14 protein-coding genes and 2 pseudogenes are annotated in these 16546 nt (G+C 45.9%); 7 read left to right on the top strand and 9 right to left on the bottom strand.

The genetic code is table 11. The features are described 5' to 3' along the window. The first annotated feature begins 94 nt into the window (after positions 1 to 94). Entirely contained in the window at positions 95 to 1273 is a 1179-nt protein-coding gene (locus BKE30_RS10090) for a thiolase family protein (protein ID WP_076878476.1), read from the top strand. A gap of 133 nt (positions 1274 to 1406) precedes the next feature. Continuing rightward, the gene (locus BKE30_RS10085) at positions 1407 to 2420 is read left to right on the top strand and encodes a hypothetical protein (RefSeq protein WP_076878475.1); all 1014 of its coding nucleotides are present in this window, start codon (positions 1407 to 1409) and stop codon (positions 2418 to 2420) included. Positions 2421 to 2431: 11 nt separating this feature from the next. On the opposite strand, the gene BKE30_RS10080 is transcribed toward BKE30_RS10085, so the two are convergent. From BKE30_RS10080 to BKE30_RS10060, 5 genes are all read right to left on the bottom strand, one after another. Beyond that, the gene (locus tag BKE30_RS10080; protein ID WP_143253706.1) at positions 2432 to 3202 is read right to left on the bottom strand and encodes a tRNA threonylcarbamoyladenosine dehydratase; all 771 of its coding nucleotides are present in this window, start codon (positions 3200 to 3202) and stop codon (positions 2432 to 2434) included. A gap of 74 nt (positions 3203 to 3276) precedes the next feature. Then, positions 3277 to 3573 (bottom strand): DUF2004 domain-containing protein, encoded by a 297-nt coding sequence (locus BKE30_RS10075; RefSeq protein ID WP_076878495.1) that lies wholly within the window; start codon positions 3571 to 3573, stop codon positions 3277 to 3279. Between the two features lie 22 nt (positions 3574 to 3595). After that, complete coding sequence (locus BKE30_RS10070; protein WP_076878473.1) at positions 3596 to 4438, bottom strand: TatD family hydrolase; 843 nt, start codon at positions 4436 to 4438, stop codon at positions 3596 to 3598. Continuing rightward, entirely contained in the window at positions 4416 to 5303 is an 888-nt protein-coding gene (locus tag BKE30_RS10065) for an RsiV family protein (RefSeq protein ID WP_076878472.1), read from the bottom strand. Before BKE30_RS10065 ends, BKE30_RS10070 begins: the two co-directional genes overlap by 23 nt. A gap of 315 nt (positions 5304 to 5618) precedes the next feature. Continuing rightward, complete coding sequence (locus tag BKE30_RS10060; RefSeq protein ID WP_076878471.1) at positions 5619 to 7214, bottom strand: peptide chain release factor 3; 1596 nt, start codon at positions 7212 to 7214, stop codon at positions 5619 to 5621. Positions 7215 to 7454: 240 nt separating this feature from the next. Here BKE30_RS10060 and BKE30_RS10055 point away from each other — a divergent pair, with 240 nt between their 5' ends. Together BKE30_RS10055 and BKE30_RS10050 are read left to right on the top strand one after the other, a co-directional pair. Then, positions 7455 to 7922: a hypothetical protein gene (locus BKE30_RS10055; protein WP_076878470.1), complete on the top strand. Its 468-nt coding sequence runs from the start codon at positions 7455 to 7457 to the stop codon at positions 7920 to 7922. Positions 7923 to 8080: 158 nt separating this feature from the next. Beyond that, the gene (locus BKE30_RS10050; protein ID WP_076878469.1) at positions 8081 to 8509 is read left to right on the top strand and encodes an SRPBCC family protein; all 429 of its coding nucleotides are present in this window, start codon (positions 8081 to 8083) and stop codon (positions 8507 to 8509) included. Positions 8510 to 8631: 122 nt separating this feature from the next. Here the strand turns inward: BKE30_RS10050 and BKE30_RS10045 are convergent, their stop codons facing one another. Both BKE30_RS10045 and BKE30_RS10040 read right to left on the bottom strand, forming a co-directional pair. Continuing rightward, complete coding sequence (locus BKE30_RS10045) at positions 8632 to 10245, bottom strand: ATP-binding protein (RefSeq protein ID WP_076878468.1); 1614 nt, start codon at positions 10243 to 10245, stop codon at positions 8632 to 8634. A 185-nt stretch (positions 10246 to 10430) separates the two neighbouring features. Then, positions 10431 to 11150: a response regulator gene (locus BKE30_RS10040; protein WP_026471863.1), complete on the bottom strand. Its 720-nt coding sequence runs from the start codon at positions 11148 to 11150 to the stop codon at positions 10431 to 10433. A 556-nt stretch (positions 11151 to 11706) separates the two neighbouring features. On the opposite strand from BKE30_RS10040, the gene BKE30_RS10035 reads away from it, so the two are divergent. The 3 genes from BKE30_RS10035 (at position 11707) to BKE30_RS10030 (ending at position 16142) form a co-directional block, all read left to right on the top strand. Then, positions 11707 to 14562 carry a ribonucleoside-diphosphate reductase subunit alpha gene (locus BKE30_RS10035; protein WP_076878467.1) on the top strand — a complete coding sequence of 952 codons (2856 nt, stop codon included), beginning with the start codon at positions 11707 to 11709 and terminating at the stop codon, positions 14560 to 14562. Next, the gene (locus tag BKE30_RS15860; RefSeq protein ID WP_143253705.1) at positions 14562 to 14720 is read left to right on the top strand and encodes a preprotein translocase subunit YajC; all 159 of its coding nucleotides are present in this window, start codon (positions 14562 to 14564) and stop codon (positions 14718 to 14720) included. Before BKE30_RS10035 ends, BKE30_RS15860 begins: the two co-directional genes overlap by 1 nt. A gap of 144 nt (positions 14721 to 14864) precedes the next feature. Next, positions 14865 to 16142: a ribonucleotide-diphosphate reductase subunit beta gene (locus BKE30_RS10030; protein ID WP_076878466.1), complete on the top strand. Its 1278-nt coding sequence runs from the start codon at positions 14865 to 14867 to the stop codon at positions 16140 to 16142. 73 nt (positions 16143 to 16215) lie between these two features. Here BKE30_RS10030 and BKE30_RS16030 read toward each other — a convergent pair. Together BKE30_RS16030 and BKE30_RS10020 are read right to left on the bottom strand one after the other, a co-directional pair. Beyond that, positions 16216 to 16425, bottom strand: a pseudogene (locus BKE30_RS16030) (nuclease-related domain-containing protein); the annotation flags it as partial. A 10-nt stretch (positions 16426 to 16435) separates the two neighbouring features. Beyond that, a pseudogene (locus tag BKE30_RS10020) lies at positions 16436 to 16540 on the bottom strand (IS5/IS1182 family transposase); the annotation flags it as partial. Between the last annotated feature and the right edge of the window lie 6 nt (positions 16541 to 16546).

Genomic DNA, 16546 nt, shown 5'->3' with positions numbered 1-16546 from the left:
GCCGTGCAGGGCTATAATTTTTGTATACTGTGCCCATTTTATATTGGGTGCACCTATCCCTCTTTATTCCGGGTGCGCATGTTAGGAGTGAAATATGTCTGAATCAGTTGTGATTGTTAATGGCGCACGTACCGCAATGGGTGGCTTCCAGGGCTCTCTGGCTAGCGTTACTGCACCAGAGCTAGGTGCAGTCGCCATTCGGGAAGCAGTGCAGCGTGCTGGATTGCAACCTACTGATGTTGAAGAAGTTATCATGGGCTGCGTATTGCCGGGTGGTTTAAAGCAGGGTCCTGCGCGTCAGGCAATGCGTCAAGCTGGCTTACCGGATAATACCGGTGCCGTGACCATTAACAAGTTGTGTGGTTCTGGCATGAAAGCCGTCATGCAAGCCACTGATATGATTAAGGCTGGTAGCGCCAATGTCGTGGTAGCGGGTGGCATGGAATCCATGACCAATGCGCCTTATGTACTGGCTAAAGCGCGTGGTGGTTTTCGCATGGGCCATGGCGAAATTAAGGATCATATGTTCCTTGATGGTCTGGAAGATGCAGAAACTGGTCGTCTGATGGGTTCTTTTGCTCAGGATATGGCCAACAAAATGAGCTACACCCGTGAACAAATGGATGATTTTGCTATTCGTTCATTAAAGCGCGCGCAAGTTGCAATCAATGAAGGTTATTTCAAAGACGAGATTGTGGCAGTTCCGGTAAAAACCCGTAAAGGTGAAGAAACTGTTGCTCAGGATGAACAACCGCTGAACGCCAAACTGGACAAAATTCCTGGCTTAAAACCAGCGTTTGCCAAAGATGGTACGATTACAGCAGCAAATGCCAGCTCTATTTCTGATGGAGCCTCTGCGCTGGTACTGACCTCTGAATCCAATGCTCAGGCCAAAGGCTTGCAACCACTGGCCCGTATTGTTGCAACGTCCAGCAATTCACAGCATCCTAGCGAATTTACCATTGCGCCAGTGGGTGCAATTCAAAAAGTGCTGGACAAGGCTGGCTGGAATGCTGAAGACGTTGACCTGTGGGAAATCAATGAGGCATTTGCCATGGTGACTATGGCGGCCATTGATAACTACAAGCTGGATGCCGAGAAAGTTAATATTCATGGTGGTGCCTGTGCGCTGGGCCATCCGGTAGGCTCTACCGGTTCGCGCATTATTCTGAGCCTGATCCATGCATTAAAACGCACGGGCGGCAAGAAAGGCATTGCAGCCCTGTGCATTGGTGGTGGTGAAGCCACTGCTGTTGCCATTGAATTGATGTAATTTTAGTGCGCATATTAGGTTGACGTGATTAACCTAATTTAAGGATAGGCAGCATTCAACTGCCTATCCTTTTCCATTCAATTTTCTTAATATATTTAATTAGAAAAATCCTACTACAAAAATGGTTTTAATAATGATTTTTAAAAGAAAAATTTTTATTTTGCTTATATTTGTTGGCTTGATTCTGGCAGGCATGATTGTTGGTCTTTATTATTATCAGCATAATCTTAGCCCGGCAGTTCATTCAGTATTAGCAACTTCCAGCCCATCAATTAAATATTCTGTGACAGCTAACCATCAATCAAACCCCAATGCTTATGGGCTATTGAAAGATGCCATTCATACGCTGGCCAAGAGTAAGCAGTTTAATGATTTTATTAAAGCTGATCAGCTTTTACAGCAACATTTAAAACGACTGACATTGGCACAACGTTATGAAGTGATGGAAAGCTTCCTACAGGCCGTCAATCAGCATATTTCTCTGGTAGACGGTGAAAAAAAAGAATTAAGCCGTCATAATGATTTTTTTTTAGATGTTACGCCAGAAGAATATCAGCCACCCTTGCTGGCTAAAAGATTGCTTACTGTATTGCAGCCTGAACAAAAGAAATGGTTTAGTCAGGCAATAAATCATAATTTTGACCTACTGGACATTGGTGAAGGTTTTTATATCATTCGATTAAATCCAGACTATATTGTGAAACGCTTTGCACCTACTCTGCCACAAGCCGATCAGGTTTTTATCAAGGCTATTGCGCAGCAAAATCAGCAGCAGTTTTATTATGATGCTGCAATTGCCATTTCCTGGCAGGAATTAGGTGAACGGGCTATTTTTTGGGAAAATTATACCAAGCAATACCCTGATGCTTACTTTGCAAAAGATGCACAAACACTGGCGGCTTATTATTTATATTTTTTTATACATGGAATGGATAACACTCGTCCTATTGAATACTTTAATGAGCAGGAAAATAAACCTGTTATTGAGGGCGAAGCCAAACAAGCTTTTTTGTTTATTAAGAATAAATATCCTAATTCAAATGTCAGTCAGAAAATAAAACAGTTCGAAGATTCATCGTTGATAAATCAAACAATCATTGAACCTGTAAAACCAACCCAACGCAGCACACTAATGGGACAGTTATAGGGGTTATTAAATTAAATCTGGCCTAATTTCTTTAATACCTCAGCTGCTGCAACCATACCAAAAGTCGCGGTGACAGTTACTGCGGAACCATAACCACCACAACGCAGGCCAGCACCTGCATTCACCGTTGTTTCACAAACTGCCTGATTGCTGAATGGATTATCAATTGAATAAATGCAGGTAATCCCAAACTTGTCCTTGGGCTTTTTGCAGATGCCTCTATTGCGTAGCTCACTGCGGATTTTGGCCAGCATCGGGTCTTGCTCGGTCTGTGATAAATCCGCTACCCGAATTTTTAGCGGATCAAGCTTGCCGCCTGCCCCACCCGAAACAACCAATGGAAGCTTGTTAAAGCGACAATGTAAAATCAGGGCAATCTTAGCCTTAACATCATCAATGCAATCCAGAATAATATCCGGCTGATACTGCTCAAGCAGTGTCTTTACATTGTCTGGTGCAAGAAAGTCATCTATCAAATTTAGGCGCACACGTGGATTAATACTTTTAATGCGCGCTGCCATGACATCAATTTTCCCATGGCCAAAAGTTTCGGTTAATGCCGGGAGCTGCCGATTGATATTGGATGCCACCAGCACATCCATATCGACCAGCGTTAGCCTTCCTACGCCACTACGCGCCAATGCCTCAACAGCCCATGAACCTACACCGCCGATGCCAATGACCATCACATGAGCCTGTTCAAACTGATGAAACGACTGCTCACCATATACTCGTGCGGCACCCGCAAAACGGCGCTCGTATTCATCGTTATCAGTGTTCATTGGAAGCATTTTCAAAACCAGTAGGTAATCAATTTATTTTGTTCTGTTCAGACAATGGCTGTCAATTTTTAATATCAGCTTTCCATTGATATATCTATTATCTGGTTACCCTCAAGCGTAACGCATAATAAATATTGGGTAACATCATCAGGCAAGGTGAAATCCAGTAAATTTGCATCTGAGTTATCCTGTAATACAAGTTTATCAACTACCTGCAATGCCGTAGGTTGAGTAGTACCAAAATGGGTCTTCCAGTACCCGGGTTCGACTTCATCCAGATGATGCTCAATAAACAGCAAAACATTTTGTTTAAAAACACCTGTCGTTAAGGCATTTTTAAGGGCCAATCGTGCAATTTTTTCTTTTTCCATCTTGGTTTCCCGTTTCCCAATGTTACTTTTGTTCAAATGGCAGATTCAGGTTGAGACAAGTCAGGCTATTTTCCCATAACTGACCTGCCAGTTTCTCCTGATCCATTGTTAAGAGTTGGCTCAAACCATCCAGTACATAAGGCAAGTTAGCTGGTGTATTCCGGGTGCGATGTTCATGCGATTGCTGGCAACATAACGGTGTCATATCAGGGCAATCGGTTTCCAGTACCAAATGCGCTGCCCCAACCGTTTTAATCACTTGATGCAACCGTCTGGCATTCGGATTAGTTACTTGTCCGGTTACACCGAGTTTAAATCCCATTTGAATAAAGGCCTTGGCCTCCTGTATCCCGCCGCCAAAAGCATGTGCAATGCCACCCTGTTTAAAGTTGTGCTTTTTTAACAGAGCCAGCGTTTCTGCATGTGCACGACGAATGTGCAGCAACACTGGCAGGTTAGACTGTTGCGCCAGCTCCAGTTGCGCTGAAAAAAACGCCTGTTGCCGTGCAAACACTTCAGGTTGTTTCATGGCTTTGGTAAAGGTATCAAGGCCAATTTCCCCAATGGCAACCACCTGCTGGCTTTTAATCAGTTGTTCCAGTTGTTGCAAATGATCTACTGTATGCTCTTGAATATAAAAAGGATGTAATCCCGGCGCCAGCAAGGCTTGTGGATGGGGAGTGGCAGCCTGATTAATTTGCTGCTGCACTTGTACCAGTGTATTAAAGCGTTGCGCCAGAAAGCCAATCAGCACCAGTGCTTGCACACCACGCTGTTTGGCCAGTATCGCCAGTTGCAAGCGGTCAGGATCAAACTCGGCCACATCAAAATGTGTGTGCGTATCAATCAGGGGTAGTGGACGCATCTTCTTCAACAGCAGGTTGCCGTTTTTGCAATTGCACAGGTGCCGTTAAATAGTCCGGCTTAATAATGCCCTCCAACTGGGCGTAAGGAATGGTAAATTCCGGCATGCCCACTGCATAAGGGCCAATTTCATACTGTCCATATGAAAACACCAAGCCTTCGCTACCAAAAGTAAAATTATCGGTTAACTTGAATGGCCAGTCCTGCTCATATTTTGCCAGATCGGTAGATAAATCATTTTGCTTCACCCAGTCTGCATATTGCTGGTGAACCAGCTCATACAGTTTGGGCTGTTGCTCCGCCAATACAATATCGGTCAGCTTAAGCTGTTTTTTTAGCTTTAAATCCAGATTGTAATAATTGTCCAGCGCACTGCCATGGGCGCCACCGCTATAAAAAGCAGCACTGATCTTAAACAGGGCAATGTTGCCTTTTTCACCCAAGAACTCAGGGGTGACCTGCATGGTATAAGGCACTGGGGCACCACGCGCCGCACTGTCCTGTTTGGCAGATTGAACAAAGCGATCGACATGGGCCTGTAAAGTCGTCAGCTTGGCAGGCTGCTCGGTCAATTGCACATTGGATAGCTTAAGAATTTGCTGGTCCAGAAACTGGTTAACCCATGGCTTATTGGTTTCCAGCCGCTGAATGTCAATTTGCGGGCAACCTTCTGCCTGACAGGACGGCAAAGTATAATTGGCCTTGGCAGTCTTGGCGGTGATCTGGCCAGTAACAGCCTGTTGTTGCTTCACGGTACTGGCCGCTGGCGTATTAGCCTGCTCGGCAGTATCATTGGGCTTCTGGCAAGCTGTCAGGCCCATAAAGCCACTACAGGCCAGCAGTGTACTGATTGCGATTTTATTCATAAGGCAATTATATAATTTAATTAATAAACCAGCCTGATTTTAAAGCTAAATTTAAGTTTTTTATCAGCAATGCCGAAGTGATTTTATAGTGGAACTGTAAATTACTGCGACTTTTGCCCGCAATCTGTAGTTGCTGTATTGAGCTATTAACTCCATTACTTTTTTTGTTGTACAGGATTTGAGCCTGAAGTTTTTTCTAGTGGTTGATGAGCCGGTCGCTGAGTACTGCGTGGCATGAATAGTGCCACTAAAGCCACTGCCGATAACTTGAGCAGTGACTTGAATGAAACGTGCTGCTGTTTTTTGCGGGCAGAATTAGTGCTCACGGGTTGATCTGAACTCAATATCCGGCCAGCGCTCCTGCATAATTTGCAGGTTGACACGGCTGGGGGCCAGATAGGTCAGGTGTCCGCCACCATCCAGTGACAGCTGGTCATGCGCTTTTTTCTTGAACTCATTTAAGGTTTTTTCATCATTACAATGAATCCAGCGTACCGTATTCACGCTAATCGGCTCATACACGCAATCGACCTTATACTCTTCTTTCAAGCGATAGGCCACCACATCAAACTGTAATACCCCTACTGCGCCCAGAATGAGGTCATTGCTGATTTGTGGCATAAAAACCTGCGTTGCCCCTTCTTCTGATAATTCCTTTAGACCTTTTTGCAATTGCTTGGACTTTAAAGGATCTTTTAAGCGAACCCGGCGGAACATTTCCGGAGCAAAATGTGGAATGCCAGTAAAGTGTAAATTCTCGCCATTGGTAAAGGTATCGCCAATCTGAATCGTTCCATGATTATGCAAGCCAATAATGTCACCCGGCCAGGCCTCTTCCAGATGCTCACGCTCGCCTGCCAGAAAGGTCAGTGCATCACTAATCCGCACTTCCTTACCCAGCCTTACATGGTTCATCTTCAGGCCTTTTTCATACTTGCCGGAACAAATACGCATAAAGGCAATCCGGTCACGATGCTTGGGGTCCATGTTGGCCTGAATCTTGAACACAAAACCGCTAAACCCTGCTTCAGTGGCATCAACCTGACGCTCCTTGGCCGGATGGGCTTTGGGTGCAGGTGCCCAGTCCACAAAGGCATCCAGTACTTGGTCAACACCAAAATTACCCAAGGCTGTACCAAATAAAACCGGCGTTTGCTGGCCCGTTAGAAATTGCTGCTGGTCAAAATCCTCATGTGCCATTTGTGCCAGTTCAAGTGATTCTTCAAAGGCGCTAAATGCCAGTACACCCACTTTCTCCCGAATATCCGGGTAATCATACCCTTCACGGACTTCAAGCTCGACAATACGTGAACCTTGTCCATGCTGATATAAATAGGTTTTGTTTTGCCCCAGATGATAAACACCCGCAAAGTCCTTGCCGGTACCAATTGGCCAGGTAATAGGCACGCAGCGAATTTTCAGAACGTTTTCAATTTCATCCAGCAATTCAAGCGGATCGCGAATTTCACGGTCCATTTTGTTGACAAAAGAAATGATTGGCGTATCCCGCATACGGCACACTTCCATCAGCTTGATAGTACGTTCTTCAACCCCTTTGGCTCCATCAATCACCATTAACGCAGAATCCACTGCCGTCAATGTGCGATAGGTGTCTTCCGAGAAGTCTTCGTGTCCCGGTGTATCCAGCAAATTAACAATATGATTTTTATAGGGAAACTGCATAACCGAAGTGGTAATGGAAATACCCCGTTCTTTTTCCATTTCCATCCAGTCGGAAGTAGCCGCGCGGTCAGACTTGCGGCTTTTGACTGTACCGGCAACCTGAATGGCCTTGCCCCAAAGCAGCAATTTTTCGGTCATGGTGGTTTTACCGGCATCCGGGTGACTAATAATCGCAAAGGTTCTGCGCTGGGCGACTTGCTGCGCCAGCTCTTGAGCAAAATCAGTCATAACCACCAATCCAACAGACCAAAAAAATAAGGCGCGAATTATAACATGTGAACGAGGAGAAGCGCAGTATTACTCTGCCCGGGTGCAAGACGAAAGCTGGACTTGAATGCGAGGGCCAATCATGCCACTTCATCCGGCTACATCCAGCACTACAATTAAGGTAAGCAAAGGTGTACTACACAGATTATCTGGCTGGCTTCCACTACACTACGCGCCTATTTTATAAACTGCATCATTGTTATGAGTCACCTGCAAGACATTACCACCCATGTCACCCGTTTTAGAAAAGCCATGGAAACTTTACGTGATCAACCCGAAGTTTACCCCCACTTGCATTATTGTGGCAGCAACCTGAATACGTTTCCTACTTTATGGTGCGACTATACCAGTGAAATGCTGAATGCCTACTTAAAGTCAAAAGGCTATCCCAATTTCAATATTGTCACCGCCTTTAAGCTGCGTGGTAGTCGTAAATGCCATGTTTGGTTAACCGACGACAACATTGTCATTGATATTACTGCTGACCAGTTTGGTAAGCGCAAATATCCTAAAGTCCTGATTTGCCCGCCCAGTGAATACCTGCTTAAAGATCAATATCGAAAAATTTTGAGTATTGAAAATATTACCCACAGTCATCATGACCCGGTTCAGCAGAAGCATCATATTTATCAGGAAATTAGTCAGTTACTGGAAGTCGAGATGCTTTAACTGGGCATCAACAAAAAGTAGCTCTAAGTCAGGTGTTGTTGTTAAGGGCCAAGAAATAAAATTTTGCATGATTATTTGTTTTGACAACCTATATTGTCAAAATAGTGCCAGTAGCCTACTATGCAGCGAACCTACTTTTCTTCCATCAGGTAACTCGCATGCTAAAAGCACAAAAAGTTCATATCGTTCAGGAATTTGATTTTCCGGTTGCCAAGCTGTTTGCGGCTTTAAGTGAGCATGAAAATCTGCGCCAGATTTTTGCCCCCATGAATATCCAGCGCATTCAGGATGGCAAGGATAGCCGTAATGGCGTGGGTTCAGCCCGCAAGATGTCACTACCACTAGCACCGTCCTTTGTAGAAACCACGCTGGTTTACCGTGAAAATGAACTGATCGAATATGCCATTACCAAGGGCCTTGCTCCCATTAAGAATCATTATGGTGTAATGAAATTCATTGATCTGGGCAATCGCTCACGTCTGGATTACACCATTGAATTTAAAGGTCGATTGCCGTTAATTGGCCCCATTGTTAAAGCCAGCCTGCAAAACGGCATTAAAAAGGGCTTAAAAAAACTAAAAGTCTAAGTTTATTTTTATCAACATCTACTGGCTGCTTTTCTTGACCCGCAACTCCAGTCAATGAAAAACAGCCAATAAAAAAATGCGGCCTCTGATTGAGCCGCATTTTTTATATTGCATTTGAATGCTCAAGTACGGGGGCGTTTTACTGGCCAGCACATTTTAAAGCGTGCACCGCCCAAGTCGGGACTTTGGTCAACACTAATATGTCCGCCAAACCAGAAAGCAATACGCGAAACAATAGAAAGCCCCAAGCCATAGCCACCGGCAGAACCTGCAGCCCGGGTACGGCTATCATCCAAGCGGGAAAATGGCTCAAAGATTTTTTCACGGTCTTTTTCCAGAATGCCGGGGCCGTCATCTTCGACACAAATATAAGCCTTGCCGTTTTCTACCCCGCCACTAATGCGGATTCTATGATTGGCATAACGCATGGCATTGCCTGCCAGATTTTGCATCACCCGGTGTAAATACAGTTTTTCTGCGGAAACCAGCAGCTCATGGTCTGGCTCCAGTGTCAGCACCTGCGGCTCCAGTCCCAGACTCCGGGTTTCTTCAGCCACCTGACGCACCAGCTTATACAGTGGCACTTCCTCAAAATTCAGCGATGGTGTGCCCTGCTCCAGTTTGGCATAGGTCAGGATTTCATCAATAAGGGTATTAAGTGCTTCAATATCCTTGTCAATCATCAGTTGCTGTTCTAGACGACTTTCATAGTCATCGGTGTCAGCCAGCATTTCTACCCCAAAACGCACACGCGCAACCGGGGTACGCAGCTCATGCGATACGGCACGGGTCAGCTCACGCTGGGCTTCAATCAAGCGCTTGATATGCTCGGCCATGCCGTTAAAACTCAAGGCCAGCGTATCAATTTCATCTTCGCCATCTACCTGTACGCGCGCATCCAGATTACCGGTACGTACCTGGTTTAAACCATTACGAACCAGCCGGATTTTGCGTTCCAGTGGTAAAATCAGGGAATAAACCCCAAGGCTGATTAATAACAGACCAATGAGCGTCACGCTGGCAAACAAATGAAACGGCAGCCAGTTAAACATGGGAATCGGGCCCATAACCAGTACTTCACTGCCACTGCTGGTTGGGCTAACCACCGAGATACTGGTCCCTGTTGCAGACGCTCCATCACGCAACAGCATGATGACCTCTTTACGGCGGATACGCGATAACTGGTCAATGTCCAGCCCCAGCTTGCTGACTGACTGAATGGCAATTGGATAGGGAAAGTGCTGACGAATTTCTTTTAGGCGTTTTTGCTCCTGACCCGGGTAATACACCAGATCATCCAGCATAAAAACGGCCATGGCTTTAATTTGCTGCTCACCAGCCTTGTCTACCCGGGTAGCCAGTAGCAAATTTTCATTAGGAACTTTTGTATAAATATCAGCCTGAATTTTATCATTATTATACCGAACGACTGACTTTTCGTTTTCCAGCAGTTCCTGTTCACGGCGGCTAAAATCAATAGAATCGCTGGGCACCAGCTTAAGCGGTAAATTCAGCAGGATACTGGCATCATCCAGCCAGTTTTGCCGGGTTTGCTCAGAAGTCTGGCGGGCAATACCCTGTGTAATAATATAAAATACACCCGCAGCCATTTCCTCACGGTAGGCCTGTGCACGCTTATAATTTACACCTTGCACCAGCAGGTAGGCAATGAGCGCAACTACCACACATAATAAGACAAGACTTGCGTAAATACGAAAAAATATACTATGCCGCAATCTTTAACCTCATTATTTTCGACGCCAGTGACGACGCGCAGGTATTTTAAAAAACCGACATATTCTAAGGCAAATTTTGTGAAACACAATTTAAAGTGACAAAAAACACACTGTTCCCTGCAATAAACCGGTTAAACAGTGTGTTTTGGCAGCTATATTTTAAATATTATCCTGCAATTTGTCAGTTAAAGGCCGTTGGTTGATTCTTTTACAAACAGATAGCCTTTGCTGCGTACGGTCTTGATACGTTTTGGATTTTCCGGATCATCACCAATTTTTGGACGAATACGGGAAATACGTACGTCAATGGAGCGATCCTGACCGTCATATTCAATACCGCGCAGGCGTTCAAAAATGTCTTCACGCGATAGGATGCGGCCTGCATTGGATGCTAGCAACCACAACAGGTCATATTCGGCACTGGTAAAATCAACCAGTTCGCCAGACAGGGTCACTGAACGGCCACCGTTATCAATGACCAGATCGTCAAACTCAAGACGCTGGGCCACTTCTTCATCAACCACTTTATCAGTACGGCGCAGCAGGGCACGAATACGTGCCAGCAGCACACGTGGCTGAACTGGTTTTGGTACATAGTCATCAGCACCCATTTCCAGACCCAGCACCTGATCCATGTCTTCGGTACGGGCTGTTAGCATCAGGATAGGATGGTGATAATGTGGACGAACTTCGCGGCAAACGGTTAAACCATCAGCACCCGGCAGCATTACGTCCAGTACCACCATATCCGGCTGCTCGGCAATAATACGGCGAATGGCACGGTTACCATCAGTTTCAACACCCACTTCCAGGCCGTTTCTGATCAGGTAGTCCTGGGTTAGTGTTGCCAGACGTTCGTCATCCTCAACAATTAAAATCCGTGGCAATTTCTCTTCTTGCGTCATCTGTTTTTCCCCGAAATAAGCTGAGTATCCGTTAAAAATAAAGTAGATACGGTCTAATTACCTTGCGCCAATATACACCGTTTACATTGTAAACAATATGCCATTCACCAAACTGCTACAGCAAGCCCCCGAATTGATGCAAATTTGTTACATCATTTATTCGCTTGGCTAAAAATAACACCTATGGTTACATTTAGGATTTTTCATGCAGGGTTTTGGTAAATATTATGTTGATTCTCAAACGTATATGTTTTGGCCTTCTGTAAGAAGTTTTTTACTATTCGCCTTGCTGCTACGTTGTCCATAACTTATCAACAAAGTTATCCATGGGTTATCCGCAAAGTTATCCACAATTGTATTTTTTATGATCAACATAACATAACCATAACTCACCCAAAATCACTTAAGATCAGATTGCCAATCGGGTGAAAATCCCTTATCTTGTGCCTATCAAATTAAATCAACACAATTAGTAGTGTTTTGCATAAAATCTGGGCGTTTGTTGAAATGGCTGTTTTTTATGTAAATGCACTGACCTTTAGGGAGAAAAGCAGTCATGAATGCGCCAATTGGACAAGCCTCAGTAGCCCCCGGACAATTACGCGTCATCAAACGTAATGGTGGCGTGCTTCCTTATGATGCCGAAAAAATTGCCGTTGCCATCAGCAAGGCTTTTCTGGCTGTTGAAGGCCAGCAGGGCGCCAATTCAAGCCGCATCCGTGAACGCGTTACCCAGCTCACCGAAATGGTTGAAAATACTTTCAAGCGCCGTTTACCGTCTGGTGGCACCATTCATATCGAAGAAATTCAGGATCAGGTTGAACTGGCCCTGATGCGTACTGGTGAGCATAAAGTGGCGCGCGCGTACGTCATTTACCGTGACAAGCAAGCTGCCTTGCGCCAGCAGGATGATGTTAACCATCACCCTACCCTGCAAATTCTGGGCAGTGATGGCCAGCTTAAGCCACTGGATTTAACGGCGCTGCAACAAACCGTAGAAAAAGCAGCTGAAGGGCTGGAAGGCATTGATGTACCTGCCATCATTGATGAAACCGTGCGTAACCTTTATAACGGCGTCAATGAGAGTGACATCTCAACCACCATGATGATGGCCACCCGTACCCGCATTGAGCAGGAACCTAACTACACCTATGTGACAGCGCGCCTGTTGCGTGATGACCTGCTTAAAGAAGGTCTTGAGTTCCTTGGCCTGCCGCTGCATACCAGCGAAAATGAAGCGCTTAAAGCCTTTTTGGAAAAAGGGGTTGCGCTGGAGCTGATTGATCCACAACTGCTGACTTTTGATCTTGAAAAGCTCAAAGCCGCAATTATGCCGGAACGCAGCAACCAGTTTACTTATCTTGGCCTGCAAACCCTGTACGACCGCTATTTTATTCACAGTGAAGGCACCCGTTTTGAATTGCCACAACTGTTCTTTATGCGTGTGTCTATGGGTCTAGCTTTAAATGAAGATGACCGCGAAGCACGGGCCATTGAATTTTATAACCTGCTGTCCAGCTTTGACTATATGGCCTCGACGCCGACCCTGTTTAACTCAGGCACCTTGCGTTCCCAGTTATCTAGCTGCTACCTGACCACCGTGCCAGATGACCTGCATGGTATTTATGGTGCGATTCAGGACAACGCCATGCTGTCCAAATGGGCAGGCGGTCTGGGCAATGACTGGACCCCAGTGCGTGCTTTAAATTCCTCCATTAAAGGCACCAACGGCAAGTCACAGGGCGTTGTACCTTTCCTGAAAGTCGTCAATGACACTGCGGTTGCCGTAAACCAAGGTGGCAAGCGTAAAGGTGCAGTCTGTGCTTATTTGGAAAGCTGGCATCTGGATGTTGAAGAATTTCTGGAACTGCGTAAAAACACCGGTGATGACCGTCGCCGCACGCATGACATGAATACTGCCAACTGGGTGCCCGACCTGTTTATGCAGCGCGTGATTGAAGACGGCGAATGGACGCTGTTTAGCCCATCGGATGTGCCGGAACTGCATGACCTGACTGGCCTTGCATTTAAAGAAAAATATGAGGCGTATGAGCAGCTGACCCGTGATGGCAAGCTCAAGCTATTCAAGCGTATCCGTGCGCAAGACTTATGGCGCAAGATGCTGTCCATGCTGTTTGAAACTGGTCATCCTTGGATTACCTTTAAGGATGTATGTAACCTGCGTTCACCACAGCAACATGTGGGCGTGGTGCATTCTTCCAACCTGTGTACCGAAATTACCCTAAACACCAGCAAAGATGAAATTGCGGTGTGTAACTTAGGTTCAATTAATCTGGTCAAGCACATCAAAGATGGCGCGCTGGATAGCGAAAAGCTCAAAGCCACCGTCAAAACTGCAGTGCGCATGCTGGACAACGTGATTGACATTAACTATTACGCCGTGCCACAAGCCAAGACCTCTAACCTCAAGCACCGTCCAGTGGGCATGGGTATTATGGGCTTTCAGGATGCGCTGTACGAAATTGGCGTGGCCTATGGTTCAGCCGAAGCCGTTGAATTTGCAGACCGCTCTATGGAAGTGATTAGCTATCATGCCATTCATACTTCCAGCGAACTGGCGGTTGAGCGTGGCAGCTACAGCACCTTTAAGGGTTCATTGTGGGATCAGGGTATTCTGCCGATTGACTCGCTGGATATTGTGGCCAAGTCACGTCCTGAGCGCATGTTTGATGTAGACCGCAGCCAGACGCTGGACTGGGATACCTTGCGTCAAAAAGTGCAAAAAGACGGCATGCGCAACTCCAATGTGATGGCGATTGCCCCAACGGCTACCATTTCCAACATTTGTGGTGTGGCGCAATCGATTGAGCCAACCTTCCAGAACCTGTATGTGAAGTCCAACCTGTCCGGTGAATTTACCGTAATCAATCCTTATCTGGTGCGTGCCCTGAAAGAGCGTAACCTGTGGGATGTGGTGATGGTGAATGACCTGAAACACTACGAAGGTTCAGTACAGAAAATTGCCCGTATGCCGGATGACCTCAAAGCGCTGTTTGCCACGGCCTTTGAAGTAGAGCCGCGCTGGATTGTGGATGCAGCCAGCCGTCGCCAGAAATGGATTGATCAGGCACAGTCATTGAACCTGTATATTGCCGGCGCAAATGGCAAGAAGCTGGACATTACCTACAAAATGGCATGGTTACGTGGCCTAAAAACCACCTACTACCTGCGTGCGCTGGGTGCAACCTCGGCTGAAAAATCCACTATTAATACCGGCACACTCAATGCCGTAAAAAATACCGGAAGCGCCGAACAGGTTGCAGCAGCCAATGCGCTGGCAGCGGCAAGTGTTGCCCCTAGTCCGGCAGTAGAAGATGATGCGTTTGCCAATGCGGCGCCAGTACCTTTGGCTTGCTCAATTGATAACCCGGACTGTGAAGCGTGCCAGTAATGGCGCCTTCCCCGGTAAATACTGGCTATGATCTGGGCTTTGGTGCCCTGATCGCCATGTTTATCGTGTTTTATGCACCCATGATTTATATTTTTATGGCCATGTTCAGGTCACAAAAAGATAAACAGGTGCCAGAAGACTGTACCAAGAATGATTAGCAACCAGCTGTGATAAAAAACAGCTGATGTACTATCTGTAATAACATCCGTTTTAGGATGCTGTGCAAAACAACAGGGCCATTTACAGGCTGAAAAGCAGCATTCAGAAGCAGTACTGATTAATATTTAAAGAGGCAAATTCCTATGTCCATTTTAAGCTGGGATGATTTAGACGATGATGCGAACACTACGCCACTCGCAGTCAAACCTGCGCCAGTCAAAGCGCCGCAAACGGGTTCTGCACCGCTGGTATCTGCTACACCAGCAACAGAAGCGCCAGTGGCTGCTGCTCAACCCGCTCGCACAGCACCAGCTCAGCCTGTTGCCGGCAGTGCTGTGGAAAGAGCCGCAGAATCCCTGAGCCATCTGGATGTTGCACCGGGTCTGGAAGAACTGGAAATGGGTGCAGGCCGTGTTGAAGTGGATGATAAAGCCATGATCAACTGCCGCGCTGACTTAAACCAGTTGGTGCCGTTCAAGTATGAATGGGCATGGCAAAAATATCTGGATGGTTGTGCCAACCACTGGATGCCACAGGAAGTCAATATGACGGCAGATATTGCCCTGTGGAAGTCTGAAAATGGCCTGACTGAAGATGAACGCCTGATTGTGATGCGTTCACTGGGCTTTTTCTCTACCGCAGATTCTCTGGTGGCCAATAATCTGGTACTGGCGCTATATCGCCACATTACCAATCCGGAATGCCGCCAGTACATTTTGCGTCAGGCCTTTGAAGAAGCGATTCATACCCACGCTTATCAGTACTGCATTCAGTCACTGGGCATGGATGAAGGCGAAGTCTTTAACATGTACCGTGAAGTGCCCAGCGTTGCGCGCAAAGCCGCTTGGGGTCTGAAATATACCCAAAGTCTGGGCGATCCTACCTTTAAGACCGGTACGCCTGAAAATGACCAGACCCTGCTGCGTAACCTGATTGCGTTTTATTGCGTGCTGGAAGGGATTTTCTTCTACTGTGGCTTTACCCAGATTTTGTCCATGGGTCGCCGCAACAAGATGACTGGGGTTGCCGAGCAGTTCCAGTACATTTTGCGTGATGAATCCATGCACCTGAATTTTGGTATCGACATGATCAACCAGATCAAGATTGAGAATCCAAACCTATGGACTAAAGAGTTCCAGCAGGAAGTGATTCAGATGATTCTGGAAGGTGCAATGCTGGAAATCGAATATGCGCGTGACACCATGCCGCGTGGTGTTTTGGGCATGAATGCTGCCATGATGGAAGAATACCTGAAGTTTATTGCCAACCGTCGCTTATCGCAGTTGGGCTTGCCGGAGCAGTATGTGGGTGTGACCAATCCGTTCTCGTGGATGTCCGAGATGATGGACTTGCGTAAAGAGAAGAACTTCTTTGAAACGCGTGTGACGGATTATCAGACTGGTGGCGCCTTAAGCTGGTAATTAAAGACTTAACTAAAGCCTGCAATAAGCAGGCTTTTTTATGCACTATTTAATAATAAAAATTTTTCAGCTTTTAATCGGCTTGAATATTTTTTTGTTTCAAGTTTTTGATATGCAGATGATTAGTTTTCCACCCCTTTTCCAAAATTTCTTTTTCAATTCGGTACTGAATCCGCTTTAGCTTTATGGCTGGAATAACGTCTTCCTTAAATTGTTTAATATATTCAATCCAAGCATTACCCTGCACAACATTTGCTGGCATAACTGTTTTAAAAGTAGATCTCTTGCATAAATCAATTTTTGACCAGCTCGATATTATAAATAGCAGCAATCAAATTAAAGCGTAATCCCATGCGTTTACGTAGATTGCGGTAGCGCTCTGAAAGAATTTTAAACCGCTATAA

The organism is Alkanindiges hydrocarboniclasticus (assembly GCF_001982605.1).
GTDB lineage: Bacteria > Pseudomonadota > Gammaproteobacteria > Pseudomonadales > Moraxellaceae > Alkanindiges > Alkanindiges hydrocarboniclasticus.
The sequence above is the reverse complement of the archived record's forward strand: the minus strand, read 5'-3'. Positions and strand labels throughout refer to the sequence as shown.